This window comes from Pimelobacter simplex, assembly GCF_900114845.1.
Classification (GTDB): domain Bacteria; phylum Actinomycetota; class Actinomycetes; order Propionibacteriales; family Nocardioidaceae; genus Nocardioides; species Nocardioides simplex.
Window position 1 is genome coordinate 442357 of the sequence record NZ_FOUK01000002.1, and the last position, 25365, is coordinate 467721.

General features: G+C 72.1%; 26 protein-coding genes. 16 read left to right on the forward strand and 10 right to left on the reverse strand.

The window, feature by feature from the left end:
• Positions 1–48 precede the first annotated feature (48 nt).
• The 3 genes from BM223_RS09750 to BM223_RS09755 are packed head-to-tail and all read left to right on the forward strand — an operon-like array spanning position 49 to position 4389.
• A complete protein-coding gene (locus BM223_RS09750) occupies positions 49–3708 on the forward strand; it encodes a multifunctional oxoglutarate decarboxylase/oxoglutarate dehydrogenase thiamine pyrophosphate-binding subunit/dihydrolipoyllysine-residue succinyltransferase subunit (RefSeq protein ID WP_235319281.1) in 3660 nt (1219 codons plus the stop codon).
• The gene (locus tag BM223_RS28890; RefSeq protein ID WP_170222502.1) at positions 3708–3884 is read left to right on the forward strand and encodes a DUF6104 family protein; all 177 of its coding nucleotides are present in this window, start codon (positions 3708–3710) and stop codon (positions 3882–3884) included. The genes BM223_RS09750 and BM223_RS28890 overlap by 1 nt, the downstream gene beginning before the upstream one ends.
• 7 nt (positions 3885–3891) lie before the next feature.
• On the forward strand, positions 3892–4389 hold the full coding sequence (locus BM223_RS09755) for a DUF6630 family protein (protein ID WP_052138462.1): 498 nt from the start codon (positions 3892–3894) through the stop codon (positions 4387–4389).
• 7 nt (positions 4390–4396) lie between these two features.
• Here the strand turns inward: BM223_RS09755 and BM223_RS09760 are convergent, their stop codons facing one another.
• Positions 4397–6514 (reverse strand): MMPL family transporter, encoded by a 2118-nt coding sequence (locus BM223_RS09760; RefSeq protein ID WP_038678077.1) that lies wholly within the window; start codon positions 6512–6514, stop codon positions 4397–4399.
• Between the two features lie 91 nt (positions 6515–6605).
• Here BM223_RS09760 and BM223_RS09765 point away from each other — a divergent pair, with 91 nt between their 5' ends.
• From BM223_RS09765 to BM223_RS09775, 3 genes are read left to right on the forward strand one after another with little or no spacing between them, the layout of a single operon-like run.
• Positions 6606–7250, forward strand: a complete 645-nt coding sequence (locus BM223_RS09765) for a TetR/AcrR family transcriptional regulator (protein WP_200887103.1) — start codon at positions 6606–6608, stop codon at positions 7248–7250.
• Positions 7251–7260: 10 nt separating this feature from the next.
• Positions 7261–7935 (forward strand): hypothetical protein, encoded by a 675-nt coding sequence (locus BM223_RS09770; protein ID WP_052138461.1) that lies wholly within the window; start codon positions 7261–7263, stop codon positions 7933–7935.
• Positions 7932–8537, forward strand: coding sequence for an acetoacetate decarboxylase family protein (locus BM223_RS09775; protein ID WP_052138460.1), 606 nt, complete (start codon positions 7932–7934; stop codon positions 8535–8537). The genes BM223_RS09770 and BM223_RS09775 overlap by 4 nt, the downstream gene beginning before the upstream one ends.
• Here the strand turns inward: BM223_RS09775 and BM223_RS09780 are convergent.
• The 3 genes from BM223_RS09780 to BM223_RS09790 are packed head-to-tail and all read right to left on the reverse strand — an operon-like array spanning position 8511 to position 11113.
• Positions 8511–8777 carry a hypothetical protein gene (locus tag BM223_RS09780; RefSeq protein WP_038678074.1) on the reverse strand — a complete coding sequence of 89 codons (267 nt, stop codon included), beginning with the start codon at positions 8775–8777 and terminating at the stop codon, positions 8511–8513. The two genes, BM223_RS09775 and BM223_RS09780, sit on opposite strands and share 27 nt — an antisense overlap.
• Before the next feature lie 25 nt (positions 8778–8802).
• The gene (locus BM223_RS09785) at positions 8803–9945 is read right to left on the reverse strand and encodes a fatty acid desaturase family protein (RefSeq protein WP_052138459.1); all 1143 of its coding nucleotides are present in this window, start codon (positions 9943–9945) and stop codon (positions 8803–8805) included.
• 10 nt (positions 9946–9955) lie between these two features.
• On the reverse strand, positions 9956–11113 hold the full coding sequence (locus BM223_RS09790; protein ID WP_038678072.1) for a flavin reductase family protein: 1158 nt from the start codon (positions 11111–11113) through the stop codon (positions 9956–9958).
• Positions 11114–11259: 146 nt separating this feature from the next.
• Here BM223_RS09790 and BM223_RS09795 point away from each other — a divergent pair, with 146 nt between their 5' ends.
• The 3 genes from BM223_RS09795 to BM223_RS09805 all read left to right on the forward strand — a co-directional run bounded on the left by BM223_RS09795 (position 11260) and on the right by BM223_RS09805 (position 13714).
• Positions 11260–11883, forward strand: a complete 624-nt coding sequence (locus BM223_RS09795; RefSeq protein ID WP_038678071.1) for a TetR family transcriptional regulator — start codon at positions 11260–11262, stop codon at positions 11881–11883.
• Positions 11884–11947: 64 nt separating this feature from the next.
• Positions 11948–12550: a hypothetical protein gene (locus BM223_RS09800; RefSeq protein WP_038678069.1), complete on the forward strand. Its 603-nt coding sequence runs from the start codon at positions 11948–11950 to the stop codon at positions 12548–12550.
• A gap of 84 nt (positions 12551–12634) precedes the next feature.
• The gene (locus tag BM223_RS09805; protein WP_141267225.1) at positions 12635–13714 is read left to right on the forward strand and encodes an alpha/beta hydrolase; all 1080 of its coding nucleotides are present in this window, start codon (positions 12635–12637) and stop codon (positions 13712–13714) included.
• A gap of 58 nt (positions 13715–13772) precedes the next feature.
• On the opposite strand, the gene BM223_RS09810 is transcribed toward BM223_RS09805, so the two are convergent.
• From BM223_RS09810 to sodX, 4 genes are all read right to left on the reverse strand, one after another.
• Positions 13773–15266 carry an MDR family MFS transporter gene (locus BM223_RS09810; protein WP_052138458.1) on the reverse strand — a complete coding sequence of 498 codons (1494 nt, stop codon included), beginning with the start codon at positions 15264–15266 and terminating at the stop codon, positions 13773–13775.
• A 306-nt stretch (positions 15267–15572) separates the two neighbouring features.
• Entirely contained in the window at positions 15573–16547 is a 975-nt protein-coding gene (locus tag BM223_RS09815) for a zinc-binding dehydrogenase (protein ID WP_038678065.1), read from the reverse strand.
• A gap of 21 nt (positions 16548–16568) precedes the next feature.
• The gene (locus BM223_RS09820; protein ID WP_082003621.1) at positions 16569–17684 is read right to left on the reverse strand and encodes an NAD(P)-dependent malic enzyme; all 1116 of its coding nucleotides are present in this window, start codon (positions 17682–17684) and stop codon (positions 16569–16571) included.
• Positions 17685–17759: 75 nt separating this feature from the next.
• Positions 17760–18122: a nickel-type superoxide dismutase maturation protease gene (sodX, locus tag BM223_RS09825; RefSeq protein ID WP_038678062.1), complete on the reverse strand. Its 363-nt coding sequence runs from the start codon at positions 18120–18122 to the stop codon at positions 17760–17762.
• A 58-nt stretch (positions 18123–18180) separates the two neighbouring features.
• Here sodX and sodN point away from each other — a divergent pair, with 58 nt between their 5' ends.
• The 5 genes from sodN (at position 18181) to BM223_RS09850 (ending at position 21837) form a co-directional block, all read left to right on the forward strand.
• Entirely contained in the window at positions 18181–18594 is a 414-nt protein-coding gene (gene sodN, locus BM223_RS09830) for a superoxide dismutase, Ni (RefSeq protein ID WP_038678060.1), read from the forward strand.
• Between the two features lie 254 nt (positions 18595–18848).
• Entirely contained in the window at positions 18849–19610 is a 762-nt protein-coding gene (locus BM223_RS09835) for a hypothetical protein (RefSeq protein ID WP_141267224.1), read from the forward strand.
• Positions 19611–19846: 236 nt separating this feature from the next.
• Complete coding sequence (locus BM223_RS09840; RefSeq protein WP_141267223.1) at positions 19847–20422, forward strand: hypothetical protein; 576 nt, start codon at positions 19847–19849, stop codon at positions 20420–20422.
• Positions 20423–20602: 180 nt separating this feature from the next.
• Positions 20603–21019, forward strand: a complete 417-nt coding sequence (locus BM223_RS09845; RefSeq protein WP_052138457.1) for an ATP-binding protein — start codon at positions 20603–20605, stop codon at positions 21017–21019.
• Positions 21016–21837, forward strand: a complete 822-nt coding sequence (locus BM223_RS09850) for an RNA polymerase sigma factor SigF (protein WP_075018552.1) — start codon at positions 21016–21018, stop codon at positions 21835–21837. Before BM223_RS09845 ends, BM223_RS09850 begins: the two co-directional genes overlap by 4 nt.
• Here BM223_RS09850 and BM223_RS09855 read toward each other — a convergent pair.
• The gene (locus BM223_RS09855; protein WP_141267222.1) at positions 21813–22253 is read right to left on the reverse strand and encodes a hypothetical protein; all 441 of its coding nucleotides are present in this window, start codon (positions 22251–22253) and stop codon (positions 21813–21815) included. The genes BM223_RS09850 and BM223_RS09855 overlap by 25 nt on opposite strands.
• Before the next feature lie 204 nt (positions 22254–22457).
• On the opposite strand from BM223_RS09855, the gene BM223_RS09860 reads away from it, so the two are divergent.
• Positions 22458–22712, forward strand: coding sequence for a WhiB family transcriptional regulator (locus BM223_RS09860; protein WP_038678054.1), 255 nt, complete (start codon positions 22458–22460; stop codon positions 22710–22712).
• Positions 22713–22889: 177 nt separating this feature from the next.
• Here the strand turns inward: BM223_RS09860 and BM223_RS09865 are convergent, their stop codons facing one another.
• Positions 22890–24374 (reverse strand): sensor histidine kinase, encoded by a 1485-nt coding sequence (locus BM223_RS09865; protein ID WP_038678052.1) that lies wholly within the window; start codon positions 24372–24374, stop codon positions 22890–22892.
• Between the two features lie 131 nt (positions 24375–24505).
• Between BM223_RS09865 and BM223_RS09870 the strand changes: the two genes are divergently transcribed.
• Positions 24506–25363, forward strand: a complete 858-nt coding sequence (locus BM223_RS09870) for a DUF2785 domain-containing protein (RefSeq protein WP_052138455.1) — start codon at positions 24506–24508, stop codon at positions 25361–25363.
• Positions 25364–25365: the final 2 nt, after the last annotated feature.

Here is a 25365-nt window from a genome sequence, read left to right on the forward strand (position 1 = left end):
TCACCCGTTCCTGCGGACTTCGGAGCCAACGAGTGGCTCGTGGAGGAGATGAAGGAGCGGTTCGAGGCCGACCCCGGCAGCGTCGATGCCGCCTGGGCCGCCTTCTTCAAGAACAACGGCGCCACGGCCGCCAACGGGACGACGGCGACGGCCACCACGACGGCCACCACGACGGCCACCGCGGCCGCGCCCGCCGCCGCGGCCCCGGCAGCGCCGGCCGCCCCGGCCGCCCCGGCCGCCCCCACGCCGAAGGCGACCCCCGCTCCCCAGGTCAGCCCTGCCTCCACGACGACGCCCACGCCGCCCAAGGCCGACGCGCCCAAGCCCACCCCCAAGGACGCCCCGCGTCCCGCGCCGGTCACCGCCAGCGACGAGCCGACGCTGACCGTGCTCCGCGGCATCCCGGCCGCCACGGCCAAGAACATGGACATCTCGCTGTCGGTCCCGACGGCGACCTCGGTGCGCAACATCCCGGTCAAGCTCCTGTGGGACAACCGCATCGTCATCAACAGCCACCTCAAGCGCGCCCGCGGCGGCAAGGTGTCGTTCACCCACCTCATCGGCTACGCGATCGTCAAGGCGATCAAGGCGCTGCCGGCGATGAACAACACCTTCGACGAGATCGACGGCAAGCCGACCATGGTGACGCCGGCCCACATCAACCTGGGCCTGGCCATCGACCAGCAGAAGAAGGACGGCACCCGCCAGCTGGTCGCCCCCAGCATCAAGGCGTGCGAGTCGATGGACTTCGCGCAGTTCTGGACGGCGTACGAGGAGATCGTGCGCAAGGCCAAGGACAACAAGCTGACCATGGAGGACTACTCCGGCACGACGGTCAGCCTCACCAACGTCGGCGGCCTCGGCACCAACAACTCGGTGCCGCGCCTCATGCAGGGTCAGGCCGCCATCATCGGCGTCGGCTCGATGGACTACCCGCCGGAGTTCCAGGGCGCCTCCGACGAGACGATCGCGCGCAACGCGATCTCGCGGATCATGACGATGACCTCGACCTACGACCACCGCGTCATCCAGGGCGCGCAGTCGGGCGAGTTCCTCGGTCAGGTGCACCGCTACCTGCTGGGTGAGGACGGCTTCTACGACGAGATCTTCCGCGCGCTGCGCATCCCGTACGAGCCGATCCGCTGGAACAACGACATCGCGACCTCGCACGACGACGAGATCGACAAGCAGGCGCGCATCCTCGAGCTGATCCACGCCTACCGCGTGCGCGGCCACCTGATGGCCGACACCGACCCGCTCGAGTACAAGCAGCGCAGCCACCCCGACCTGCGCATCGAGTCGCACGGCCTGACCCTGTGGGACCTCGACCGCGAGTTCCCGACCGGCTCGTTCGGCGGCGGCGACCGGCGCTTCATGAAGCTGCGCCACATCCTCGGCATCCTGCGCGACTCCTACTGCCGCACCACCGGCATCGAGTACATGCACATCATGGACCCCGAGCAGCGCCGCTGGATCCAGGAGCGGGTCGAGCAGCCGCACAGCAAGCCGCCCCGCGAGGAGCAGCTGCGGATCCTGCTGAAGCTCAACCAGGCCGAGGCCTTCGAGACCTTCCTGCAGACCAAGTTCGTCGGCCAGAAGAGGTTCTCGCTCGAGGGCGGCGAGACGACCGTCCCGGTCGTCGACGAGATCGCCGAGGCAGCCGCGCAGGCCGGCCTCGACGAGGTCACCATCGGCATGGCCCACCGCGGCCGGCTCAACATCCTCGCCAACATCGTCGGCAAGTCCTACAACCAGATCTTCCGCGAGTTCGAGGGCAACATCGACCCGCGCACGGTCCAGGGCTCCGGCGACGTGAAGTACCACCTGGGCGCCGAGGGCGCCTTCGTGGCCGGCACCGGCGAGACCATCAAGGTCTCCGTCGCCGCGAACCCGTCGCACCTCGAGACGGTCGACCCGGTCCTCGAGGGCATCGCGCGCGCCAAGCAGGACGTGCTCAACCGCGGCCAGGAGTTCCCGGTGCTGCCGCTGCTCCTGCACGGCGACGCCGCGTTCGCCGGCCAGGGCGTGGTCGCCGAGACGCTCAACCTCTCGCAGCTGCGCGGCTACCGCACCGGCGGCACGGTCCACCTGGTCATCAACAACCAGGTCGGCTTCACCACCTCGCCGGGCTCGTCGCGCTCGACCCTCTACGCCACCGACGTGGCCCGGATGATCCAGGCGCCCATCTTCCACGTCAACGGCGACGACCCCGAGGCGTGCATCCGCGTCGCGCGGCTGGCCTTCGAGTACCGCCAGGCCTTCCACAGCGACGTCGTCATCGACCTCGTCTGCTACCGCCGCCGCGGGCACAACGAGGGCGACGACCCGTCGTACACGCAGCCGCTGATGTACGACCTGATCGAGCAGAAGCGGTCGGTGCGCAAGCTCTACACCGAGTCGCTGATCGGTCGTGGCGACATCACGATCGAGGAGGCCGAGCAGGTCCTGCGCGACTACCAGCAGCAGCTGGAGCGGGTCTTCACCGAGGTCCGCGAGGCGTCCACGGCGCCCAAGGAGTGGACCACGGTCCCCGACTACCCGGACAAGACGGCGGGCGAGACCCAGACGGCCGTGTCGGCCGAGGTGCTCAAGCGCATCGCCGACGCCTACGTCACCCCGCCCGACGGCTTCACCGTCCACCCGAAGGTGATGCCGCAGCTGCAGCGTCGCGCCGCGGCCATCGCCGACGGCCCGATCGACTGGGGCACCGGCGAGATCCTCGCCTTCGGCTCGCTGCTCATGGAGGGCCGCCCGGTCCGCCTGGCCGGCCAGGACTCGCGCCGCGGCACGTTCGTGTCCCGCTTCGCGACGATCATCGACCGGCACAACGCCGACGAGTGGACGCCGCTGGCCAACCTCACCGAGGACCAGGCGAAGTTCTTCGTCTACGACAGCCTGCTCTCCGAGTACGCCGCCCTCGGCTTCGAGTACGGCTACTCGGTGGCGCGTCCCGACGCGCTGGTGCTGTGGGAGGCGCAGTTCGGCGACTTCGTCAACGGCGCCCAGTCGGTCATCGACGAGTACATCTCCGCGGGCAAGACCAAGTGGGGCCAGGACTCCGGCGTGGTGCTCCTGCTCCCCCACGGCTACGAGGGCCAGGGCGCCGACCACTCGTCGGCGCGCATCGAGCGCTTCCTCACGCTGTGCGCGGACGACGCCATGCTCGTCGCCCAGCCGTCGACCCCGGCTTCGTACTTCCACCTGCTGCGCCGCCACTCCCTCGGCGGCGAGCACAAGCCGCTCATCGTCTTCACCCCGAAGTCGATGCTCAAGCGCAAGGAGGCGGCCTCGCACCCCGCCGACTTCACCAGCGGCGACTTCCGCCCGGTGATCGGCGACGCCGCGGCCGAGCCGGGCAAGGTCTCCACGGTGCTGTTGGTCTCCGGCCGGCTCACCTGGGACCTCATGGTCGAGCGCAAGAAGAGCGAGCGCGACGACGTCGCGATCCTGCGCGTCGAGCAGCTCTACCCGTGGCCGATCGAGGAGATCAAGGCCGAGCTCGCGAAGTACCCGGACGCCCGGGTCAAGTGGGTCCAGGACGAGCCCTTCAACCAGGGCCCGTGGCCGTCGTACCACCTCAACGTGGTGCCCGAGCTCGGCCGCGCGGTCGAGCCGGTCACCCGGGCGGCCTCCTCCACCACCGCGGTCGGCACGATCAAGCGGCACGCGGCGGAGCAGGCGGACCTGATCGAGCGCGCGTTCGCCTGATGTACTTCACCGATCGCGGGATCGAGGAGCTCCAGCAGCGCCGGGGTGACGAGGAGGTCACCCTGGCGTGGCTCGGCGAGCGGCTCCAGGAGTTCGTCGACGTGCACCCGGACTTCGAGACGCCGATCGAGCGCTTCGCCACCTGGTTGGCCCGGCTCGACGATCCCGAGGACTGAGTCCAGCGTGACCGGCGAGGTGCTCGTCGTCGACTGGTCGGGTGAGGAGCACGAGGGCCAGCTCGCGGCGTTCGTCGCCGGGCGGCTGCGTGCCCTCGGCGTGGGGGTCGGCGGGGATGGCGCCGGCGACCTCGACCTCGGCTCCGGCCCCGCGTACGACGACCCGGCGGCCCGCCGCGGCGACGTCGTCCCGCGGGTACTGGACCACCTCGCCGAGCGGGTCCGCGCCCACGGCCGCACGCTGGCCGTGCGGGACGAGGGCGACGACGCCTACCACGTCCTGGTGCTCGACGCCGGTGAGGTCCCGCACCCACCGGTCCGGGCCTGGGGCGCTCCGGCCGGTGCCGGCGGCGGACTCGTCAGCCTGACCTGCCCCGCCTGCGGCAGCATGCAGGTCTGGGACCTGCCGCCCGGCGAGACGCTGGCAGACGAGGCCTGCGACTGCGGCACGCCGCTGTTCGACGACGACGCCCGGCCGCTGCCGGGCGTCGTCGTCGACTCCTGACCCGCGCTCAGGCCGGTGCGCGCACCGGCCCTGCCTCGGACAGCCCGACCCGGCGGTGCAGCGCGCGCAGCGGGCGCGGCGCCCACCAGGCCCGCTCCCCCAGCAGCCGGACGGCGGCCGGCAGCAGCACGCCCCGGATCAGGGTCGCGTCGATCAGGATCGCCAGCCCGGTGCCGAGCCCGAAGAACTGGATGAAGCTGACCGAGCTCACCAGGAAGGCGAAGAAGCTGATCGCGATGAGCGCGGCGGCAGTACTGACGATCCGGCCGGTGTGGGCCAGGCCGTGCACGAGCGCCTCCTCGTTGCCCAGGCCGCGGTCGCGCATCTCCTTGATCCGGCCCATCACGAACACCTCGTAGTCCATCGACAGGCCGAAGGCGACGCAGAAGAGCAGCACCATCATCGAGCTGTCCATCGGCTGCGGCGTGAACCCGAGCAGCCCGGAGAGATGGCCGTCCTGGAACACCCAGACCATGGCGCCGAGCGTCGCGGCGAGCCCGACGGCGTTGAGCAGGAGGGCGCGGACCGGCTGGATCACGCTGCCGGTGAACAGGAACAGGATCACCAGCGTGCTCAGCACCAGCCAGCCGGCGACGATCGGGAGCCGGTCGCCGATCCCGGTCATCTGGTCGTGCAGCTGGGCGGACGCCCCGCCCACGAGCGCCTCGGTCCCGGCGGGCGGGGCCACGCCGCGCACGTCCTGGACGAGGTCGCGTGCGGCCGCCGAGCGCGGGTCGAGGTCGGTGACGACCGAGAGCAGGTCGGAGCCCGCGCCGCGCCGGGTGTCCACGCGGACGACGTCCGGCAGGGCGCCGAGCCGGCTGGCGTAGGCGGCCAGGTCGGGGTCGTCGAGCGACGCGGTGGTGACCACCTCGATCGGGTGCGTGCCGTCGCCGGCGAACTCCGAGCGCAGCGCGTCGCCGGCCTGCCGGCTCGAGGCGCTGGAGGGCAGCACCCGGTCGTCGGGCGTGCCGAGCGAGATCCCGGCCAGCGGCAGGGCGAGCACGACCAGACCGGCGAGCACCGGCAGTGCGCTCAGCACCGGGTGCCGGACGACGAACCGGGCCAGGCGCGCCCACGACGGGGCCTCCTCGCCCCGGATCCCGCGCACCTTCGGGATCCGCCAGGCGTCGATCCGGTCGCCGAGCAGGAAGAGGCCCGCGGGCAGGAGCAGGACGGCGCTGAACGCGGTGATGAGCATGACGCCGATGCCGGCGTAGGCGAACGAGCGCAGGAAGTACATCGGGAAGACGAGGAGCGAGGCGAGCGCCACCGCCACCGTGGTCGCGCTGAACACGATGGTGCGCCCGGCGGTCTCGACCGCCCGCCGCACGGCGGCGTCGTGAGCGTGCCCGGCCGCGCGCTCCTCGCGCACCCGGGCGACCATGAGCAGCCCGTAGTCGACGGCCAGGCCCAGCCCCAGACCGGTGGTGAGGTTGACCGCGTAGATCGACACGTCCGTCATCGAGCCGAGCACGGAGAGCTCGGCGAACGTCCCGAGGATGGCGACCAGGCCGATGCCGAGGGTGACCAGCGCGCCGACGACGTTGCCGAAGGCGAGCACGAGCAGGACCAGGATGAGCGGGATCGCGATGCTCTCGGCGAGCCCGAGATCCTGGCCGATCTGGCCGCCGATCTCCTCGCCGACGACCTCGGAGCCGCCGACGTGCACGTCGATCGGCCCGTCCGCGCCGGCGTAGTGGTCGAGCACGGCCGCCGGGTCGGCGTCGGTGCCCGGGGCGATCGCGGCGGTGATGAGCGCGTGGCCGCCATCGGTCGAGCGCAGCGGCGGCGCCTGCCCGTCGTAGTACGACGCCACGTCGGCCAGGTCCGGGTCGGCGCGGAGCCGCTCGGTGAGCGCGGTGCCCGCGGCCGCGGCGGCGGGGCTGTCGACGTCGCCGTCGGCGGCCTCGACCACGAAGACGTAGTCGGCGCTGCCCCCGAACCGGTCGGCGAGCAGCGTGGCGGCGCGGCTGCTGTCGGAGGCGGGGTCGTCGAAGCCCTGCGTCTCCAGCTTGCCGAAGGCGCCGATGCCGACGTAGGCGGCGATGAGCACGGCGAGCACGCCGAGCCCGAGCACCCACCGGGCGTGGGTGGTGACGAGTGTGCCGATCCTGCGGAACATGGCGATCTCCTGGCGGGAAAGAATGTGGGTGGCTGTAAACTTTGCTGCCGTTAACTTGGCACGGATGTGTGCGGGTGTCAACATGTACGACGTGAGCACCTCGACGTCGTCCGGCAAGCGCGCCTACCACCACGGCGACCTGCGCAACGCCCTCGTCCGCGCGGCCGCCGACCTCGCCGCGACCGGTGGCCCCGATGCGGTGACGATCCGGGGCGCGGCCCGCGAGGTCGGCGTGACGCCCACGGCGGCGTACCGGCACTTCGAGAACCAGGCCGACCTGCTCGACGCCGCCCGGGCCCTGGCGATGGACGGCATGGTCGCCGCGATGGCCGACTTCCTCGCCCAGGTGCCCGCCGACGGCGACCCCGTCGAGCGTGCCCTGGCCCGGCTGCGCTCGACCGGGCTGGGCTACATCCGCTTCGCGGTCGAGGAGCCCGGGGTCTTCCGCACCTGCTTCACCGGCCGGCTCGGCGGCGAGGCGGGCGGGATGCAGGACCCGGCGCCCTACGTCCTGCTGGGCGAGATGCTCGACGAGCTGGTCGCGGTCGGCTACCTGGCCCCCGAGGACCGGCCCGACGCCGAGGCCGGCCCCTGGGCCGCCGTGCACGGGCTGGCGATGCTGCTCATCGACGGCCCGCTGTGCGACCTCGGCGGTGCCGACCGGGAGGCCGCGATCGAGCGGACCCTCCAGCTCGTCACCCGCGGACTCGCGACGGGGCCGCGCGCGATGCCCTAGGGTCACCCGCGTGAGCGAGGACCGGATCGACTACGCGGACTGGGGCGAGCGGTTCTTCGCCAGCGCGGTCACCGCCGAGCGGGTGCTGCGCGGCGTCAACGTGCTGGCCGGGCGCCCCATCGACGTCGGCCCGATGGGCGTGGGCCCGGGCCGGATCGCCAAGGTGACCGCCCAGGGCCGGATCGGCACCGCCACCGGCGAGCGCACCGGCGCCGACCCGGTCTCCTTCCACGTCGACCTGCCCGTCGAGCTCGTCTTCACCATCGACCTCGGCATGGACAAGCAGCGCTTCGACGCCGCCATCACCGTGCCGCTCGTGATCACCGCGCACGCCCGCGCGGACCTCGCGATCGCGCTCGACGTCGAGCCGCCGCGGCCGGCGCAGGTCGTCGTCCGGCTCAAGGCGCAGGGCCTGCGCGCCTCGCTGACGAGCCGGGCCGCGAACGTCGAGGGCGAGCTGCGCCGCTTCGTCGCCAAGTACGTCGCCCGCGAGCTCGACCAGCCCTACGTGCGCCAGGCGACCCTGATCGACGTCGCCGGCGCCGTCGAGCGCGCTGCCGCCGGGCTCGGCCCGCGGGCCGAGAGCCCGATCGCCGACGAGCTCACCGACGCGCTGCCGGCGGCGATGGAGGCCGAGCTGGAGCAGACCGCCCAGCTCCTGCTGGAGGAGGAACCCGAGTCGTGAGCGTCTATCCCCCCGCGCCCTGGCACATGCACGGCTCGCTGTGGCTCTCCGTGTTCCGGCTCGGCGCCGACGTCGACGAGCGCCACCCCGCCGGCACGTACGGCGTCGCGCTGGTCTCGTACGAGGAGCCCAGCCCGCTGACCTACCACGAGCTCCTGCTCGCGCGGACGGTGAAGAACAGCGCCGGCAAGGGTGCGGTGACCATCACCGACATCTGGGTCGACTCCCCTGCCTCGCAGGCCGGCGGCCGCGAGCTGTGGGCGATCCCCAAGGAGCTCTGCGACTTCGACCTCGAGACGTCGTTCCACGGCCCGGTCACCTCGACCGACTGGACCGCCACCGTCGAGCGCCGCCCGATCGTCGAGGCGAGCTTCACCGACGTCTCGCGTGCCGCGCTGCGGGTTCCGTTCACCGGACTCGTCGAGCAGCCCGGCATCCCCGAGCACCCCGAGACCGCCGACGTCACCATGAAGGGCAGTGCCAAGGCGCTGCCCTGCCGCGGCCGGTGGAGCTTCGCCGCGGACGGGCCGCTGGGCTTCCTGCAGGACGCCCGCCAGCTCGGCTCCTTCCGGATGTCAGGCTTCCGGCTGCGCTTCGAGTGAGGCCGGCGGCGCCTCGTCGTCGCCGAGCTCCTCGACCTGGTCGGCGAGGGCCCGGCGCGAGGAGTCGCGGATCTCGAAGATCTCGGTGGCCAGGCCGCCGACCGCCGCGGCGACGTCGCCGACCGCTCGGGTCACGATCGTGGCGACCTCGCCGACGGTCTGGGCCGCCGCCTCGGCGCCGGCCTGCAGCGCGTCCTTGGTGATCTCGCCCCGGGTCAGGCGGTCGCGTCCGTCGGTCATGCCGGCCAGTCTCCCCCGCGCGGGCTCAGGCTGCCAACGAGTCGTCGGTCACGGCGCCGGGGCCGCGCACGGGGGCGGGCTTCGCCGTCCCGCCGGGCAGGGAGTAGCGCACGATCTTCTTGAACACGCTGAACAGCTGCTGGTGCAGGCGACCGGTGTTGTAGGGCAGGCCGTAGCGCTCGCAGATCTCACGCACCTCGACCGCCATCTCCGGGTAGCGCCGGGCCGGCAGGTCGGGGAACAGGTGGTGCTCGATCTGGTGCGAGAGGTTGCCGCTCATCAGGTGCATGAGCTTGCTGCCGGTGATGTTGGCCGAGCCGAGCATCTGGCGCAGGTACCAGTGGCCCCGGGTCTCGTCGGCGGTCTCCTCCTCGGAGAACGACGCGACGCCCGCCGGGAAGTGACCGCAGAAGATGATGTTGAACGCCCACACGTTGCGCACCAGGTTCGCCACCGCGTTGCCGGCGAACGTGAGCGGGAACAGCGGGCCGGTCAGCGCCGGGAAGAGCACGTAGTCCTTGAGCGCCTGGCGCCGGATCTTGCGCATCAGGCCCGGGTAGAGCGGCTTGTTGTCGGCCAGCTTCCGCTTGCCGGAGACGATGTTCTCGACCTCCAGGTCGTGCAGCGCCACACCCCACTCGAAGAAGGTCATCAGCAGGAAGGCGTAGAGCGGGTTGCCGAGGTAGTACGGGTGCCACTTCTGGTCCGGGTCCATGCGCAGGATCCCGTAGCCCACGTCGCGGTCCTTGCCCACGATGTTCGTGAACGTGTGGTGGATGTAGTTGTGGGAGTACTTCCACTGCTCGCCGGGGCACACGGTGTCCCAGTCGAACATCCGGGAGTTGAACGCCGGGTCGCCCAGGAAGTCGTACTGACCGTGCATGACGTTGTGCCCGATCTCCATGTTGTCGAGGATCTTCGACACGCTCAGACAGGCCACGGCCGGGACCCAGCCGATCACGGGCAGGTAGAAGAGCGCGCGGCCGGCGATCTCCATCTTGCGCTGGGTGGTGACGACCTTGCGGAGGTACTCCGCGTCCGCCTCGCCGAGGTCGGCGAGGACGCGCTGGCGCAGGCCGTCGAGCTCGGCGCCGAGCTGCTCGATCTGCTCGGCGGTGAGGCCGTGGTACTTCTCGTCGGCCGGGGCGGCCGTGGTGTCGATGCTCATGGGGATCTCCTCAGAGGTCGATGTGGCAGTCACCGGCAGCGGCGGTGACGCAGATGCGGATCTCCTCGTCCGGCAGGGAGGACTCCTCGCCGGTGAGGACGTTGCGGACGGTGCCGGCGGTCTTGGTGCGGGTGCAGGAGAAGCAGATGCCCATCCGGCAGCCGAACTCCGGCTTCAGGCCGAGCTCCTCGGCCTGCTCGAGCAGGCTGGTCCCGGAGGCGGGGGCACTCGCGCCGGAGCGGGTGAAGGTCACCTCGCCGCTCAGCTCGGCGCCGTCGGCGGACTGCGCGGCCCGGGCCACGGCGGGCTTGAAGAACTCCATCCGCAGCCGCGGGGCGAGCACGCCCTCGGCGTCGGCGTAGGCCTCCTTGACCAGCTCGACGAGGCCCGCCGGGCCGCAGAGCCAGGTGTCGGTCTCGCGGTAGTCGGGCACCAGCCGGCGCAGCTCGAACGCGCTGAACAGCGCGTCGCCGTGGCGCAGGTGGACGTCGACCCCGTTGTCGGCCGCCGCGATCGCGGCCAGCTCGTCGGCGAAGATCTGGTCCTCGGCGCTGCGGGCGAAGTGCAGGAAGGTGACCTTGCGGCCCGCGTGACCGTCGTACCCGTCACGCAGGAGGGTGCGCACCATCGACATCGCGGGCGTGATGCCCGAGCCGCCGGTGATGAACAGCAGGTGGTTGGTGGTCGGCGTGGCCGGGCTCTCGTGGAGCGTGAACTCCCCCTGCGCCTGGCTCAGGTGCAGGATCGTGCCGGGCTGCGCCTGCCGGACCAGGTACGCCGAGACCTGGCCCTCGTCGTGCGCACGGATGGTGAGCGTGATCTGCTCCCCCGGCGCCGAGGCGGCCGAGGAGATCGAGAACGCCCGGGTCAGCCGCTTGGCACTGCCGGGGAGCTCGACGCCGACGAGCACGTGCTGGCCGGCCCGGTGGCCGCGCCAGGTGCTCGTGGGCTGCAGGGTGAGGGTGGCGACGGGCGCCGAGTCGGTGCCAGTGGTCTCGCGGTGGACGGAGACGACCCGGGCGCGCACCTCGTGCGCAGCCCACATCGGGTTGAACCGCTCGAGGTACCGGTCGACGCCGTGCGGGGTGGCCAGCGCCGCGGCGAGCCGCGAGCGCAGGAGCCGCCCGACCGGGCCGCCGGGAGCCGGCGGGGAGATGAGCGCGGACATGCGCGCCTCCTTCGGGGCTTCAGGACTTCGTGGGCGGAAGTTGGGTGTACGTCTGTACACCCAAACTCTGACCCGCCGCCCCCGCGACCGTCAACGACCCCACCGCGTGACAGTGCACACATGTGCACTCACGTAGACTCGCGGCCATGACCGAGAGCCGCGTCGAGCGCAAGGGCCGGACCCGTCGCGCGATCCTCGACGCCGCACTCGCGCTCTCCGACGACACCACGCTGGTCGCGCTCTCGCTGCGCCAGGTCGCCAAGGAGGTCGGCATCGTGCCGACCGCCTTCTACCGGCACTTCCCCTCCATCGAGGACCTCGGCCTCGCGCTCGTGGAGGAATCGCTCGACACGCTGCGCGCCCTGCTGCGCGAGCTGCGCCGGGCCGCGGGCGAGGACGCGGGCACGATCATCGACGGCTCGGTCGCCGTCCTGGTCGAGCAGGTGCGGGGGCACCACGCCCACTTCGGGTTCCTGGCCCGCGAGCGCTTCGCCGGCCCGGCCGGCGTCCGCGCGGCGATCGCCCGCGGCATCGAGCTCGCCGAGCGCGAGCTCGCCACCGACCTGGCCCACCTGCCCGGCACCGACGTCTGGTCCGAGCGCGACCTGCAGATCCTCTCCGCGCTCATCGTGGGCGCCATGGTCACCACCGCCGAGCGCCTGGTCACCGCCGAGCCGGGCTCGCCGGAGGAGCACCGGATCGCCGAGGCCGCCCGGACCCAGCTGCGGATGCTGCTCATCGGCGCGCAGAGCTGGAAGTCGCGCGACTGAGAACCAAACGCCCTGCAGCGGCGTCTCCCCTGGTGCCAGTGTCCCCTTCTCCAGGAGAACCCCCATGTCCCGCACTCCCCGGCCCCTCGTCCGGATCGTCCCGCTGCTCGCCCTGCTCGCCCTCGTCGGGAGCCTGCTCGCCCTCGGCTCCGTGCCGTCGACCGCGGCCGCACCCCACCGCACCCGGGTGGTGGTCAAGGTCGCCGACTGCGAGGGCTGCCAGGTCTTCCTCCAGCAGGGCCTGCGGAACTCGTGGTGGAGCAGCCGGACCCACCGCGTCCGCGACGGCAAGGCCGTCTTCTCGGTCCCGTCGACGCGCACCCGCGGCATGTCGATCGGCATCACCGGCACCTGGGAGGCGACCAGCCCGCACCCGTCCGGCTTCCAGTCGATCGTGACCCTGCGCTACCGCGGCGTCGCGGCCGGCGACGAGGTCACCGCGGCGGTGGCCCGGACCCAGCGTCGCGGCTCCGCGTGCTTCGCCGGCACGAGCGCCGACCGCGTCGTCTTCCGGGTCGAGGCCCGGCGGCAGCGGATCGCCGGCAACGGCGGGCCCGCCGTGACCACCCTGGCCTGGGCCAGCCCGCAGGCCGCCGTGCTCCCCCGCACCCAGGAGCGGGTCTACCGCGGCGTCTTCGGCGCGCAGGACGTCGTGCCCTGCTCCTGACCTCCCGGGTCGTGGCTACTCACGAGTAGTCAGACGCGTCACGTTCGGTGGACGGGCGTGCACCGCGAACGCCACCATGTCGCGGTGCCCGCCTCCGTCGACACCCTGACCACCGCCGCGACCACCGCCGCCCGCAACGCCTGGGCGCTGTCCCCCCTCGGCACCGGCATCGAGCAGTACGACGGCCTGCCGGCCACCGTGCTCTCCGACGAGCCGCACCGCCGCCTGGTCCGCTACGACCGCACCACGTCGGCGACGGCCTCCCGGCCGGTGCTGCTCGTCCCGCCGCTGGCCGTCTCGGCCCGCTGCTTCGACCTGCGCCCGGGCCAGAGCCTGGCCGCGCACCTGGTCGCCGCCGGGCGGGCGACGTACCTCGTCGACTACGGGCAGATCACCTTCGCCGACCGGGCGATGGGCTTCGAGACCTGGATCGACGACATCCTGCCGACCGCGATCCACGCGGTGCTGCACGACCACGCCGCGGCCGGCGACCCGGTCGACGGTGTCGACCTGGTCGGCTGGTCGCTCGGCGGCACGATGAGCCTGCTCACCGCCGCCGCGCACCCGGACCTGCCGATCGCCTCGCTGACCGCGTTCGGCACGCCGATCGACTACACCCGGATCCCGGCCATCCAGCCGCTCGTCGTCGCCGACCGGCTGCTCGGCACCCGCGCGGTCACCGCCCCCACCGCCGCGCTCGGCGGCGTGCCCCGGCACCTGGTCCGGGCCAGCTACCGCGCGATGGCGCCCAAGCGCGAGCTGACCAAGGCCGTGCACCTGGCCCGCAACATCCTCGACACCGAGGCACTCGCCCGGACCTCGGCGATCGACGGCTTCATCGGCGAGATGCCCGGCTACCCGGGGCGCGCCTACCACCAGATCCACACCCGGCTGATGGTCCGCAACGAGCTCGCGTCCGGGACCGTGCGGCTCACGCCGGGGCGCGAGATCCGGCTGGCCGACGTCCGCACGCCGGTGCTCTTCGTCGGCAGCGCCAGCGACAACATCGCCGACGGTCCCGCGGTCGAGGCCGGGCCGCGCGTCGTCCCGACCGCGCGGTACGCCGCCGCGGACGGCCTGAGCCACCTCGGCCTGGTCGCCGGCCCCCGCGCCGCCGAGGTCAGCTGGCCGCTGCTCGACGCCTTCCTCGACGAGCAGCGCTAGAGACGCCGAACGGCCCGGCCCCCGCGAGGGGACCGGGCCGTTCGTTCGTCGTACCGGCTCAGTGGCCGCCGTGGCCCTCGGCGGCGGGCAGGTCGGACTTGCCCGGCAGCAGGAGCGCCATCGCGACCACCACGACGCCGATCACGGCGCCGGTCGCGAAGGCCCACTGCAGGCCGCCCATGAACGCGTCGACCGGGTGCTCGCCGGCCTTGGCGAGGTGCTCGGTGCGGTTGGTCATGATGACCACGAGCAGCGCGGTGCCGATCGCGCCGGCGACCTGCTGGAGCGTGCCGAGCAGCGAGCTGCCGTGCGAGTAGAGCTGCGGCGACAGGTCGCCCAGGCCGATGGTGAACACCGGGGTGAACACCGTGGCCAGGCTCGCCATCAGCGCGACGTGCAGCACCACGATCAGGACGTACGGCGTCTCGGCGCCGATCCGGCTCAGCCCGAACAGCAGCGCGACCATCGCGATCGAGCCCGGGATGACCAGCGGCCGGGCGCCGATCCGGTCGTACACCTTGCCGACCTGCGGCCCGAGCAGACCCATGGCGAGGCCACCGGGCATCACCATCAGGCCGGTCTGGAGCTCGGTGAGCCCGCGCAGGTCCTGGAGGTAGAGCGGCAGCAGGATCATCGAGCCCAGGAAGGCCATGAAGCCGGCGGCCATCAGGACGAGCGAGACGGCGTAGTTGCGGTGCAGCAGCGTGCGCAGGTCGAGCAGCGGACGCTCGTCGCGCTGGAGCCGGACCTGGTAGAGCGCGAACAGGGCGATCAGCACGACACCGGCGCCGATGAGCGCGGTCGGCTCGGGCCAGTCGGCGTTGCCGACCTTGCTCAGGCCGTAGACGAAGCTGCTGAAGCCGCCCGCCGCGAGCACGACGCTCAGCCAGCTGACCGGGCTGCTCGTCGTCTCGCCGACGTTCTCGAGGTTCTTGAAGCCGAAGTAGCCGACCAGGATCGCGATGGGCAGCACCGCGACGAAGATCAGCCGCCACGAGCCGAGCTCGAGGAGGATGCCGGACACCGCCGGGCCGAGCGCCGGGGCGCAGGACATCGCCAGGGTGACCTGGCCCATCACCCGGCCGCGGTCCTGGGCGGAGACGACCGTCATCAGCGTGGTCATCAGCAGCGGCATCATGACCGCCGTACCGCCGGCCTGGACGACCCGGCCGACGAGCAGGACACCGAACGTCGGCGCGGCCGCCGCGATCACGGTGCCGATGCTGAACGTCGTCATCGCCGTGGCGTACGCCGTGCGCGTGGTCACCCGCTGGAGGAACCAGCCGGTCACCGGGATCACCGACGCCATCGTCAGCATGAACACGGTCAGCGCCCACTGGGCGGTCGTCGAGGTGATCTCGAAGTCGGCCATCAGCCGCGGGACGGCGTTGACCATGATGGTCTCGTTGAGGATCACGACGAAGGTCGCCGCGACCAGCAGCTTGATCACGAGCGGGGTGCGTCCCGGCGTCGGGATCGCCGACGCGTGGGAGAACTCCTCCTCGAGCTCGGCGATGTCGCCGGTCTCCGTAGGCCCGGTGGGCGCAGTCATGACAGGTCCTATCGGTAGGGGGGCATGGTCCAGCGGTGGCCGACCAGGTGACGCCGGACGATTCGGTGTGGCCGTCGCTTCATCTGTTCCACGAACGAGCCGACACCTTTTCGACAGTCGCCGCCGAGAGAATTCATCGCTCTCGGCGCAAGCACTGTCAGGATTCAATCGTCCACCACCGACAGTGATTCCCGCCAACGGTTTTTCGTTGGTCGCGGGCGCGCTGGGCTCGCCGGTCGGGCGGCGGGGCTGGGGCGCGCCCCGAGCGGCAGTTTCACCGCCTAGGCGGTGAAACTGCCGGACGGCTCAACGGGTGAAGACGACCTTCCCGAAGACATCCCCGGCCGCCATCGCCGCGAACCCGTCGCGCGCCTGCTCCAGCGGCAGCACCCGGTCGATCACCGGGCGCAGGCCGGTGCTGTCGAGCAGGTTGACCAGCGCGGCGAGCTCGCCGCGGGTGCCCATGGTCGAGCCGATCACGCTCAGCTGGGTGAAGAAGATCCGGGTCAGCTCGGCGTCGTCGACGTTGGGCCCGGAGGTGGTGCCGGAGATGACGATCCGGCCGCCGGGGCGCAGCGCGCGCACCGAGTGGGTCCACGTGGCGCGGCCGACGGTCTCCATGACGGCGTCGACCTTGACCGGCAGCCGGGCCCCGGACTCGAAGACCTCGTGGGCGCCGAGCTCGAGCGCCTTGGCCCGCTTCGCCTCGTCGCGCGACGTCGCGAGCACCCGCAGGCCGCCGGCCCGGGCGAGCGCGATCAGGGCGGTGGCCACGCCGCCGCCCGCGCCCTGGACCAGGACCGTCTCGCCGGGGGTGAGCCCGCCCTGGGTGAAGAGCATCCGGTACGCCGTGAGCCAGGCCGTCGGCAGGCAGGCGGCCTCCTCGAACGACATCGAGGCGGGCTTGGGCACCACGTTGCGGCGCGGGACGACGACCTGCTCGGCGAGGGTGCCCTGGTAGCGCTCGGAGAGCAGCGAGCGGCGCGGGTCGAGCGTCTCGTCGCCGGTCCAGTCGGGGTCGGAGACGACCGCGTGGACGACGACCTCGTTGCCGTCCTCGTCGTACCCGGCGGCGTCGCAGCCCAGGATCATCGGCAGCGCCTCGGCCTTGAGGCCGACGCCGCGCAGCGACCAGAGGTCGTGGTGGTTGAGCGCGGCGGCCTTGACCGTGACGGTCGTCCACCCGTCGGGGGCGACCGGGTCGGGCCGCTCGCCGACCACGAGGCCGGTCAGCGGGTCGTCGGGAGAGCTGGCGAAGGAGTCGGCGTAGACGGCGAGCATGGGCCCGACGCTATCCGGCGATCAGATCCGGGCGACACCGTCTCGGCGTGCGGCGTCGGCCACAGCGGCGGCCACGGCCGGGCCGACCCGGGGGTCGAACGGCGACGGGATGACCAGGTCCTCGGACAGGTCGTCGCCCACGAGGGCGGCCAGCGCGTCGGCCGCGGCGACCTTCATGCCCTCGGTGATCGCGCTCGCGTGGACGTCGAAGGCGCCCCGGAAGATGCCCGGGAAGGCCAGCACGTTGTTGATCTGGTTCGGGAAGTCCGAGCGACCGGTGGCCACGACCCGCGCGTGCCGGTGCGCCACCTCGGGGTGGACCTCCGGGTTGGGGTTGGCCATCGCGAAGATGATCGCGTCGTCGGCCATCGTGGCGACGACCTCCTCGGGCACGGTGCCACCGGAGACGCCGATGTAGACGTCGGCGCCGTCGAAGGCCTCGGCCAGCGTGCCGCGGCGTCCGCACTGGTCGGCGGTGAGCTCGGCGAGCGCCTTCTTGGACGGCGTCAGGTCGGTGCGGTCGGAGCTGACCACGCCCTTGCGGTCGGTCACCGCGATGTCCTTGACGCCGGCGGCGAGCAGGATCTTGGCGATCGCCACGCCCGCGGCGCCCGCGCCGGAGATGACCACGCGGGTCGACTCGACGCTGCGGCCGGTGAGCTTGAGCGCGTTGACCAGGGCGGCCAGGGTGACCACGGCCGTGCCGTGCTGGTCGTCGTGGAAGACCGGGATGTCGAGGGCCTCCTTGAGGCGGTCCTCGATCTCGAAGCAGCGCGGGGCCGAGATGTCCTCGAGGTTGATCCCGCCGAAGCTCGGCGCGAGCCGGACGACGGTCTCGATGATCTCCTCGACGTCGGTGGTCGCCAGGCAGATCGGGATGCCGTCGACGCCGCCGAACTGCTTGAACAGGACGGCCTTGCCCTCCATCACCGGCATCGCGGCGGCCGGGCCGATGTCGCCCAGGCCGAGCACGGCGGTGCCGTCGGTGACGATCGCGACGGTGTTGGGGACCCAGGTGTAGTGCCGGGTCAGCGCGGGGTCGGCCGCGATGGCCTCGCACACCTCGGCGACGCCGGGGGTGTAGGCGAGCGAGAGCTGGTCCTTCGTGCTGACGTCGGCCGTGGGTACGGTCGCCATCTTCCCGCCGACGTGCAGATCGAAGACCGGCTCACCCGCGCGCGGATGGGAAGAGGAAGTGTCAGCCACGATCGTTCATTCTTTCACATCCTCGAACGCACCGAGCCTCCGGGGCCGCGGCCAGAGACGGCCCCGGACCACGCCCAGGACAGCCCGGTCCGGCACCGGCCCCCGGTGCCGCGAGTCGACCCCCACGCCCGGGTCCGGGTTGTCGCCGCGCAGCCACCAGCCGCTCCCCCGGCGCTCGGTGGCCCGCTTGACCACGAGCGTGCCGTCGGCGAACCGGGCCACGACCACCTGCCCGGCGCGCACCCGGGCGCCGTACGTGACGACGAGACGGTCGCCGGGCCGCAGCGTCGGCCGCATGGAGTCGCCGGTGACCACGGCGAGCCCGATCCGGCGTCCCGACGTCCGACCTGCCGTTGCCGCGGGATCCATGACGAGTAGTGTCGCAGCCGTACGTCCGTTCCCCCGCCAGACCAGAGAGAGGACCCACATGTTCTCGCGTCTCACCACGCTGCTCGTGGCCCCGACCGTCGAGGTCTCCGCCCACTGCGACCTGCCCTGCGGCGTCTACGACCCCGCCCAGGCCCGCATCGAGGCCGAGTCGGTCAAGGCCGTCATCGCCAAGGCCCTCGACAGCGACGACCCCGACTTCCGCACCCGAGCGATCCTCATCAAGGAGCAGCGCTCCGAGCTGGTCAAGCACCACCTCTGGGTGCTGTGGACCGACTACTTCAAGCCCCCGCACTTCGAGAAGTACCCCCAGCTCCACACGCTGGTCAACGAGGCCACCAAGCTGGCCGGCGCCACCGGCACCAAGGGCACCCTCGACGCGGCCAAGGCCGACGAGCTCCTCGCCAAGATCGACGAGATCGCCGAGATCTTCTGGGAGACCAAGAAGGCCTGATCTGCCAGTGGCAGACCAAGAAGGCCTGATCTTCATGGCCCTTCCGGACTAGGTCGCTGCCGACCTTCGTCCTCATTTGCGGGAACCGCACGCCGATCGGCGTGCGGTTTCCCGTTTTTTGCGGCGCTCGGCGCCCGGCAGCGCCTACCGTCGGCGCATTCCGGGCCGCCAGCGCCCGGGAGCAGCACCGGGTCGTCGTCCGGAGGGAGAACTGCGACGACGTCCCCGGTCCAACCGGAGGGAGACACCCCGCGATGAATCGCGCCCTTGTGAAGATGTTCCTCGGTCTCGCCGTCGCACTCGGCCTGACCCTCGCCGCGGCGCCGGTGGCGTCCGCCGCGCCGACGGCTGCCGGGACGGCGTCCGCCGCGGCCGCAGCCCCCGACTGCACCCGGCAGCAGGCCGCCCACAACCGGGCCACCGCGGCGTACAACTCCGCGCACCGCGCGGTGAAGGCCGCGCAGGCCAAGGTCAAGAAGCTGACCAAGAAGGTCAAGAAGGCGAAGAAGGCCCACGCCAAGAAGCAGGTCAAGAAGCTCAACAAGAAGCTCCGCAAGGCCAAGAAGTCGCTGCGGGCCAAGAAGGAGTACCGCAGCAAGGTCGCGATCACCCGCACCTACACCGCTCGGTCGCTGGCGCGCTGCCAGTCCGGCCAGGCGGCGACCGGCTCGGAGAGCCCGATCCAGGCGCTCTGCGACGCGGGTCTGCCGCAGCCGCTGTGCGACGCTCTGGCCAACCTGATCCCCGGTGGCTCGACCACCAACCCGATCGGGCTGCTGTGCGCGCAGTTCCCGCAGGCCAAGCCGCTGTGCGACCTGGTCGCCACCGGGCTGCCGACCGACCCGACCGACCTGCTCGACATCGTCGAGGGTCTGCTGGTGACCCTCGGCCTGGGCGACCTGCTCGACACCCTGCTCGACGGTCTCGGCCTCGGCACGCTGGGCGACCTGCTCAACGGCACCGGGCTCGACGACCTGCTCGACCTGCTCGGCCTGGGTGGTCTGCTGCACCCCTGAGCGACGGACGACGTACCGCGCCGAGCCCCCGGAGCCGCTTGCTCCGGGGGCTCGGTCGCGCCCGGGACCATCGTCCTCTGTGACCCGGGACACTTTCCCGGATCTTCCTGGTGACGGCCCGCCAAACTTCCCCTAGGGTGACCCCCGCCGGGCATCCCCCCTGAGCCCGGCACCATGTCCGGTCGTCGTCCGGAGGGACACTGACGGCGCCCGGCTCACCGGAGGGAGAACCCGGCATGCTCCGTGCCATTTCGAAGATGATCGTCGGCATCGCCGTCGCACTCGGCCTCACCCTGGCCGCCGCGCCGGTCGCCTCGGCCGCCCCCGCCCCCACGGCGGAGCGCACCGCCGAGCGGGCCCCGAACTGCACCGTGCAGTTCCAGGCCTACAAGATCGCCACCTCGACGCACACCACCGCGAAGGCGAACGTCTCCAAGCTCAAGGCGAAGGTCGCCAAGCTCAAGAAGAAGATCAAGAAGGCCAAGCGCGCCCACCACCCGCGCAAGGTCGCGCACTACAAGAAGGTCCTCAAGAAGACCAAGAAGAAGCTCAACCGCGCCAAGGTCGTGCGCACCAAGGCCGCCACCGCGGTCTCCTCGACCACCCGCGCGTTCGCCGCCTGCGAGCGGGGCGAGGGTCCGACCCTCCCGACCGAGCCCACGGACGGCAACCTGCTCGCCTTCCTCGGCGAGATCCTCGACAGCCTCGGCATCGGCGCCCTCGTCGACCTGCTCGGCCTCAAGACCGTCGTGGACCTGCTCAACCTGCGCCCGCTGCTCGTGGGCCTGGGCCTCGGCGCCCTCCTGGACTGATCCAGGTCACCACCGCAGCACCCCGGTGACCACCTCCCTGGTCACCACCGCAGCACCCCCTGCCGCACGACGGGTGGCGTCCCACGCCCGTCGTGCCGCGGGACCGGCGGCCGCGCCCCTCGGGGCGCGGCCGTTGTCGTAGGCTGACCCGACTGGTCCACCCCTTCCCGGAGGAGCCGCATGTCCGAGACGAGCACCCTCGCCGCCGGTGGCGTCACCGACGACCCGGACGAGGTCGAGCTGCGGCTGCCCGCCGACGGCGCCTACGCCTCGGTCCTGCGCACGCTGACCGCCGGCCTGGCCGCGCGCGTCGACTTCACGATGGACGACATCGAGGACCTGCGCATCGCCGTCTCCGAGGCCGCCGCGATGGTGCTCGACGAGGCCGACGACGACGCCGTCCTCGACTGCCGCTTCCAGCTCGGCGCCGGCCGGCTCGCGATGACGATCGCCACCACCGCCGCCGCGCCCTCCTCGCCCGACTACGAGAGCTTCGGCTGGCAGGTGCTGGCGACGCTCGCCGACCAGGCCGCCATCGACGCCGCACCCGGGCGCTACGCCGTCCGCCTGGTCGTCCGGTCCTCGCTCCCCGCATGACCGCCGACGTCTCGCGGGACGGCGCCGAGGGCGGGCCGCCGCTCACCGGCGTCGAGCTGACCCGGCGCCGCAGCGCCGAGCTGTTCGTCGTCCTCCGCGACGAGGACGCCTCCGCCGCCGAGCGCGACAGCGCGCGCGACGCCCTGGTCCACCTGCACCTGCCGCTGGTCGAGCACTGCGCGCGCCGCTTCCGCAACCGCGGCGAGCCCTACGAGGACCTGGTCCAGGTCGGCACGATCGGGCTCATCAAGTCGGTCGACCGCTTCGACACCGAGCGCGGCGTCGAGTTCTCGACGTACGCCACGCCGACGATCATCGGCGAGATCAAGCGCTACTTCCGCGACAAGGGATGGGCGATCCGGGTGCCGCGCCGGCTCCAGGAGCTGCGGATGCAGATCACCGCCACCACCGCCGAGCTCACCCAGAGCCTCGGCCGCTCCCCCACCCCGCGCGAGCTCGCCGACTCGATCGGCTGCTCGGTCGAGGAGATCGTCGAGGGCCTGGAGTCGAGCAACGCCTACTCCACCCTCTCCCTCGACGCCACCGACGACGACTCCGACGGCGGCGCCGGGCAGAGCATGCTCGACGCGATGGGCGTCGACGACGCCGGGCTCGAGCACGTCGAGATCCGCGAGTCGGTCAAGCCGCTGCTCGAGAACCTCCCCGCGCGCGAGAAGAAGATCCTGCTGCTGCGGTTCTTCAAGAACATGACGCAGTCGCAGATCGCCGAGGAGATCGGCGTCTCCCAGATGCACGTCTCCCGGCTGCTCAGCCGGACCCTGGCCCAGCTGCGTCAGTCGCTGGAGGCCGACGGCTGATCGGGGTCGTCGTCGGCGTCGTCGGCGTCCGTCGTCCCGTCGAGGGCGGCGAGGGTGTCCTTGCTGACCATCCCGGCCAGCACCACGAGCGCCACCACGGCGAGCACGATCGCGACCAGGACGTGCTCGCGCAGGTTCCAGGCCAGCCCCAGGAAGATCAGCTGGGTGATGAGCACCGGCCCCCGCGACCACCCCTGCCGGCGCCACAGCGCCACGGCCGCGACCATCAGCACCACGCCGTACGCCGCGAAGAAGCCGGCCGTCGACAGCCCGAACGCCAGCCGCCCCGACGTCACGCTCGCGAACTCCAGGATCGCCAGGAGCAGCAGCACCGCCCCCTGGACACCGGCCACGGAGGCCGCCACGATGAGCGGAGGAGGGTTCGTCGCGGGGCGCGCAGCGGGCCGATCGGTCACGGCGGTCAGCGTAGAGGACACGTCGTCCGGAGCCCGGGCTGCATCTTTGTGACCCAAGAGACCACGAGAATTGCTTGATTCGTGGCCGAATCCTTGGAAACCTTGCCGGAGCGATCGTGAAGCCTTTCACTTTTGCGGCTTCACGCGTGCCCGAAAGCATGCGGGCACCCCTGCGCGTACATTGGAAAGAGGGCATTCCCACCCATGGATTGGCGACACCGCTCCGCCTGCCTCGACGAGGATCCGGAGCTGTTCTTCCCGATCGGCAACACCGGCCCGGCCATCCTCCAGATCGAGGAGGCCAAGGCGGTCTGCCGACGCTGCGACGTGCGCGAGCAGTGTCTCGCGTGGGCGCTGGAGGCGGGACAGGACCACGGTGTCTGGGGCGGCCTCAGCGAGGACGAGCGGCGCGCACTCAAGCGACGCAACGCCCGGGCCCGCGTCCGTACGCCTGTCTGATCACCGGAGCGAGCGCGTCTCCGGCGTGACGCCGAGAGGCAGCAAGCTGCCGGAAGTCATGGCAGCGGGCGTTGGCAGTTTCACCGCCTAGGCGGTGAAACCGGTCGTTGGCGCACGGAACTCCCTGTGCCCAGGGGCAGTTTCACCGCCTAGGCGGTGAAACTGCCGCCCGCCCCGCTAGTCAACCGGCAGGCTGAAGCTCGCCCGGGTCCCGTGGTCGGGGGCTGGGCCGAGGGTCAGGTGACCGCCGAGCTCGGACTCCACGAGCGTGCGGACGATCGAGAGTCCCAGGCTGGTCGCGGCGTCGAGGTCGAAGCCGTCGGGCAGGCCGCAGCCGTCGTCCTCGACGGCGACCTCGAGGACGGCGCCGTGGCGGGCCGCGCGGACCACGATCTCGCCCGAGCCGCCGCCGTCGTAGCCGTGCTCGGCGGCGTTCTGCATGAGCTCCATGACGACCATGGCGAGCGGGGTGGCGACCTCGGAGACGAGGACGCCGAAGCTGCCCTCGCGGCGGACCCGGACCTGGGCGGTGGTCGAGCCGACGTCGGTGACGAGGCGGGCGAGGCGGTCGGCGATGTCGTCGAAGGCGACGGTCTCCTCGACGGCCTGGCTGAGGGTCTCGTGGACGATGGCGATCGAGCCGACCCGGCGCACGGCCTCCTCGAGGGCGGACGCCGCCTCGGGTGAGCCGATCCGGCGGGCCTGGAGGCGGAGCAGGGCGGCGACGGTCTGCAGGTTGTTCTTCACCCGGTGGTGGATCTCGCGGATGGTGGCGTCCTTGGTGACCAGCTCGCGGTCGCGCCGGCGCAGGTCGGTGACGTCGCGCAGCAGGATGATGGCGCCGATGTGCTCGCCCTTGGGGCGCAGGGGGATGGCGCGGACGATGAGGGCCGCGCCGTCGCCGGGGCCGCCGACGCTGGAGGCGCCGAGCTCGGTGTCGCGGTGGGCGCGGCCGCCGAGGACGGCGCTCAGGGTCTCCTCGTCGGGACGCTTCTTGGGGGCGACCAGGTCGCGGGTGAGGTCGGTGAGGCGGTGACCGGTGAGGTCGCCGGTCAGGCCGAGCTTGCGGTAGACCGAGAGGGCGTTGGGGCTGGCGTAGATGACCCGGCCCTCGGCGTCCACGCGCAGGAAGCCGTCGCCCACGCGCGGCGAGTCGGCGTGGTCGCTGCGCTGCGCCTCGGTGGGGAAGTAGCCGGAGGCGATCATGTTGGCCAGGTCCGAGGCGGCCTGGAGGTAGTTGATCTCCAGGTGGCTGGGGGTGCGGATGCCGAGCAGGTTGGTGTTGCGGCTGATCACGGCGATCACCCGGCCGTTGCGGCGCACCGGGATCGCCTCGACCCGCACCGGCACCTCGTCGCGCCACTCCGGGTCGCCCTCGCGCGCGATCCGGCCGAGCTCGAACGCCGCGTCGACGAGCGTACGGCGGCCCGCGGGCGAGAAGGTGCCCACGATGTCGTCGACGTACGCCGTGGGGCCGGTCGTGGGCCGCATCTGGTCCCCCACCCAGAACCCCTTGCCGCCGCGGTCGGGCAGCCAGAGCACGAGGTCCGCGAACGAGAGGTCGGCGATGACCTGCCAGTCGGCCTGGATCAGCTGGATCCAGGCGATGTCCCCCTCGTCGAGGTCGGTGTGGCGCCGGGCGATCGCGGACAGGGAGGGCACGGCGCCAACCTAGGCCATCTCGGCTGCGCGGACGTCCCCGGCTGAGGGTGACTTCACCCCGTTTGGCAGGATAGGGGCCGGGGGATCAGGTCTCGGCGTTTTCGGCAGTGTCCGGAGGGTGTGGGTTGGTGATGGTGTCGGTGGATTGGGCGCGCCTCCAGCAGGCCCTCCGCGACGGGCAGCGACGTCCGCCGTCGGACCACCCGCTGGGCGACCTCACCGCTCAGCTGACCCACATGCTCGGCGACCCGGACCCCCAGGTCCGCGACGGCCTGGCCTACTCGTTCCTCGCCACGTGGATCGAGCACGGCGTGTACGACGACCTGCTGGCCGGCCTCGGCGACGGCATGTGCGCGGGCCTCAACACCGGCCTGGGCGAGCGCGACACCGACACCGTCTTCCGGCGCAGCTTCTCGGTGCTGCTCCTCGCCGAGTGCATCGAGCGTGACGCCCGGATCCGCCGGCTCCCCCCGAGCCGGGTGCTGCACTGGGGCGACCGGATCGCGGCCTGGTACGTCCGGGAACGCGACCTGCGCGGCTTCGTGCCGGGCAAGGGCTGGGCGCACGCCGCGGCCCACGGCGCCGACGCGCTCGCCGCGCTGGCCCGCGCCCGGCACTTCGGGATGACCGAGCTGACCGTCCTTCTCGACGTCATCGCCGACCGGGTGCTCAGCCCGGACACGCCGCCGCTCGTCCACGGCGAGCCGGACCGCATCGCGCACGCCGTGATGGAGGTGCTGCGCCGCGACCGGGTGCCGCTCAACGTCCTCGAGCCCTGGGTGGTCCGCCTCGAGCGCGGCGCCCGGGCCAAGCCGCCCGCCGGCCGCGACCCCTACCGGGCCACCGGCAACGCCCAGGCGGTGCTGCGCGCGCTCTACCTGCAGCTGACCATCTCGCCGCGGCACCCCGCGGTCCGCCCGGACCTGCTGCTCGCGCTCGTCGCCTCGCTGCGCCGGGTGCACCCGTACTTCCTCGACGACATCCGCTGATC

Excerpts from the sequence above, each read along its gene's own strand:
- BM223_RS09750 (WP_235319281.1), top strand. The coding sequence starts at position 49 with ATGAAGGAGCGGTTCGAGGCCGACCCCGGCAGCGTCGATGCCGCCTGG.
- BM223_RS28890 (WP_170222502.1), top strand. The coding sequence starts at position 3,708 with ATGTACTTCACCGATCGCGGGATCGAGGAGCTCCAGCAGCGCCGGGGT.
- BM223_RS09760 (WP_038678077.1), bottom strand. The coding sequence starts at position 6,514 with ATGTTCCGCAGGATCGGCACACTCGTCACCACCCACGCCCGGTGGGTG.
- BM223_RS09780 (WP_038678074.1), bottom strand. The coding sequence starts at position 8,777 with ATGACCGACGGACGCGACCGCCTGACCCGGGGCGAGATCACCAAGGAC.
- BM223_RS09785 (WP_052138459.1), bottom strand. The coding sequence starts at position 9,945 with ATGAGCATCGACACCACGGCCGCCCCGGCCGACGAGAAGTACCACGGC.
- BM223_RS09790 (WP_038678072.1), bottom strand. The coding sequence starts at position 11,113 with ATGTCCGCGCTCATCTCCCCGCCGGCTCCCGGCGGCCCGGTCGGGCGG.
- BM223_RS09795 (WP_038678071.1), top strand. The coding sequence starts at position 11,260 with ATGACCGAGAGCCGCGTCGAGCGCAAGGGCCGGACCCGTCGCGCGATC.
- BM223_RS09800 (WP_038678069.1), top strand. The coding sequence starts at position 11,948 with ATGTCCCGCACTCCCCGGCCCCTCGTCCGGATCGTCCCGCTGCTCGCC.
- BM223_RS09810 (WP_052138458.1), bottom strand. The coding sequence starts at position 15,266 with ATGACTGCGCCCACCGGGCCTACGGAGACCGGCGACATCGCCGAGCTC.
- BM223_RS09815 (WP_038678065.1), bottom strand. The coding sequence starts at position 16,547 with ATGCTCGCCGTCTACGCCGACTCCTTCGCCAGCTCTCCCGACGACCCG.
- BM223_RS09820 (WP_082003621.1), bottom strand. The coding sequence starts at position 17,684 with ATGGCGACCGTACCCACGGCCGACGTCAGCACGAAGGACCAGCTCTCG.
- sodX (WP_038678062.1), bottom strand. The coding sequence starts at position 18,122 with ATGGATCCCGCGGCAACGGCAGGTCGGACGTCGGGACGCCGGATCGGG.
- sodN (WP_038678060.1), top strand. The coding sequence starts at position 18,181 with ATGTTCTCGCGTCTCACCACGCTGCTCGTGGCCCCGACCGTCGAGGTC.
- BM223_RS09835 (WP_141267224.1), top strand. The coding sequence starts at position 18,849 with ATGAATCGCGCCCTTGTGAAGATGTTCCTCGGTCTCGCCGTCGCACTC.
- BM223_RS09840 (WP_141267223.1), top strand. The coding sequence starts at position 19,847 with ATGCTCCGTGCCATTTCGAAGATGATCGTCGGCATCGCCGTCGCACTC.
- BM223_RS09845 (WP_052138457.1), top strand. The coding sequence starts at position 20,603 with ATGTCCGAGACGAGCACCCTCGCCGCCGGTGGCGTCACCGACGACCCG.
- BM223_RS09850 (WP_075018552.1), top strand. The coding sequence starts at position 21,016 with ATGACCGCCGACGTCTCGCGGGACGGCGCCGAGGGCGGGCCGCCGCTC.
- BM223_RS09860 (WP_038678054.1), top strand. The coding sequence starts at position 22,458 with ATGGATTGGCGACACCGCTCCGCCTGCCTCGACGAGGATCCGGAGCTG.
- BM223_RS09870 (WP_052138455.1), top strand. The coding sequence starts at position 24,506 with ATGGTGTCGGTGGATTGGGCGCGCCTCCAGCAGGCCCTCCGCGACGGG.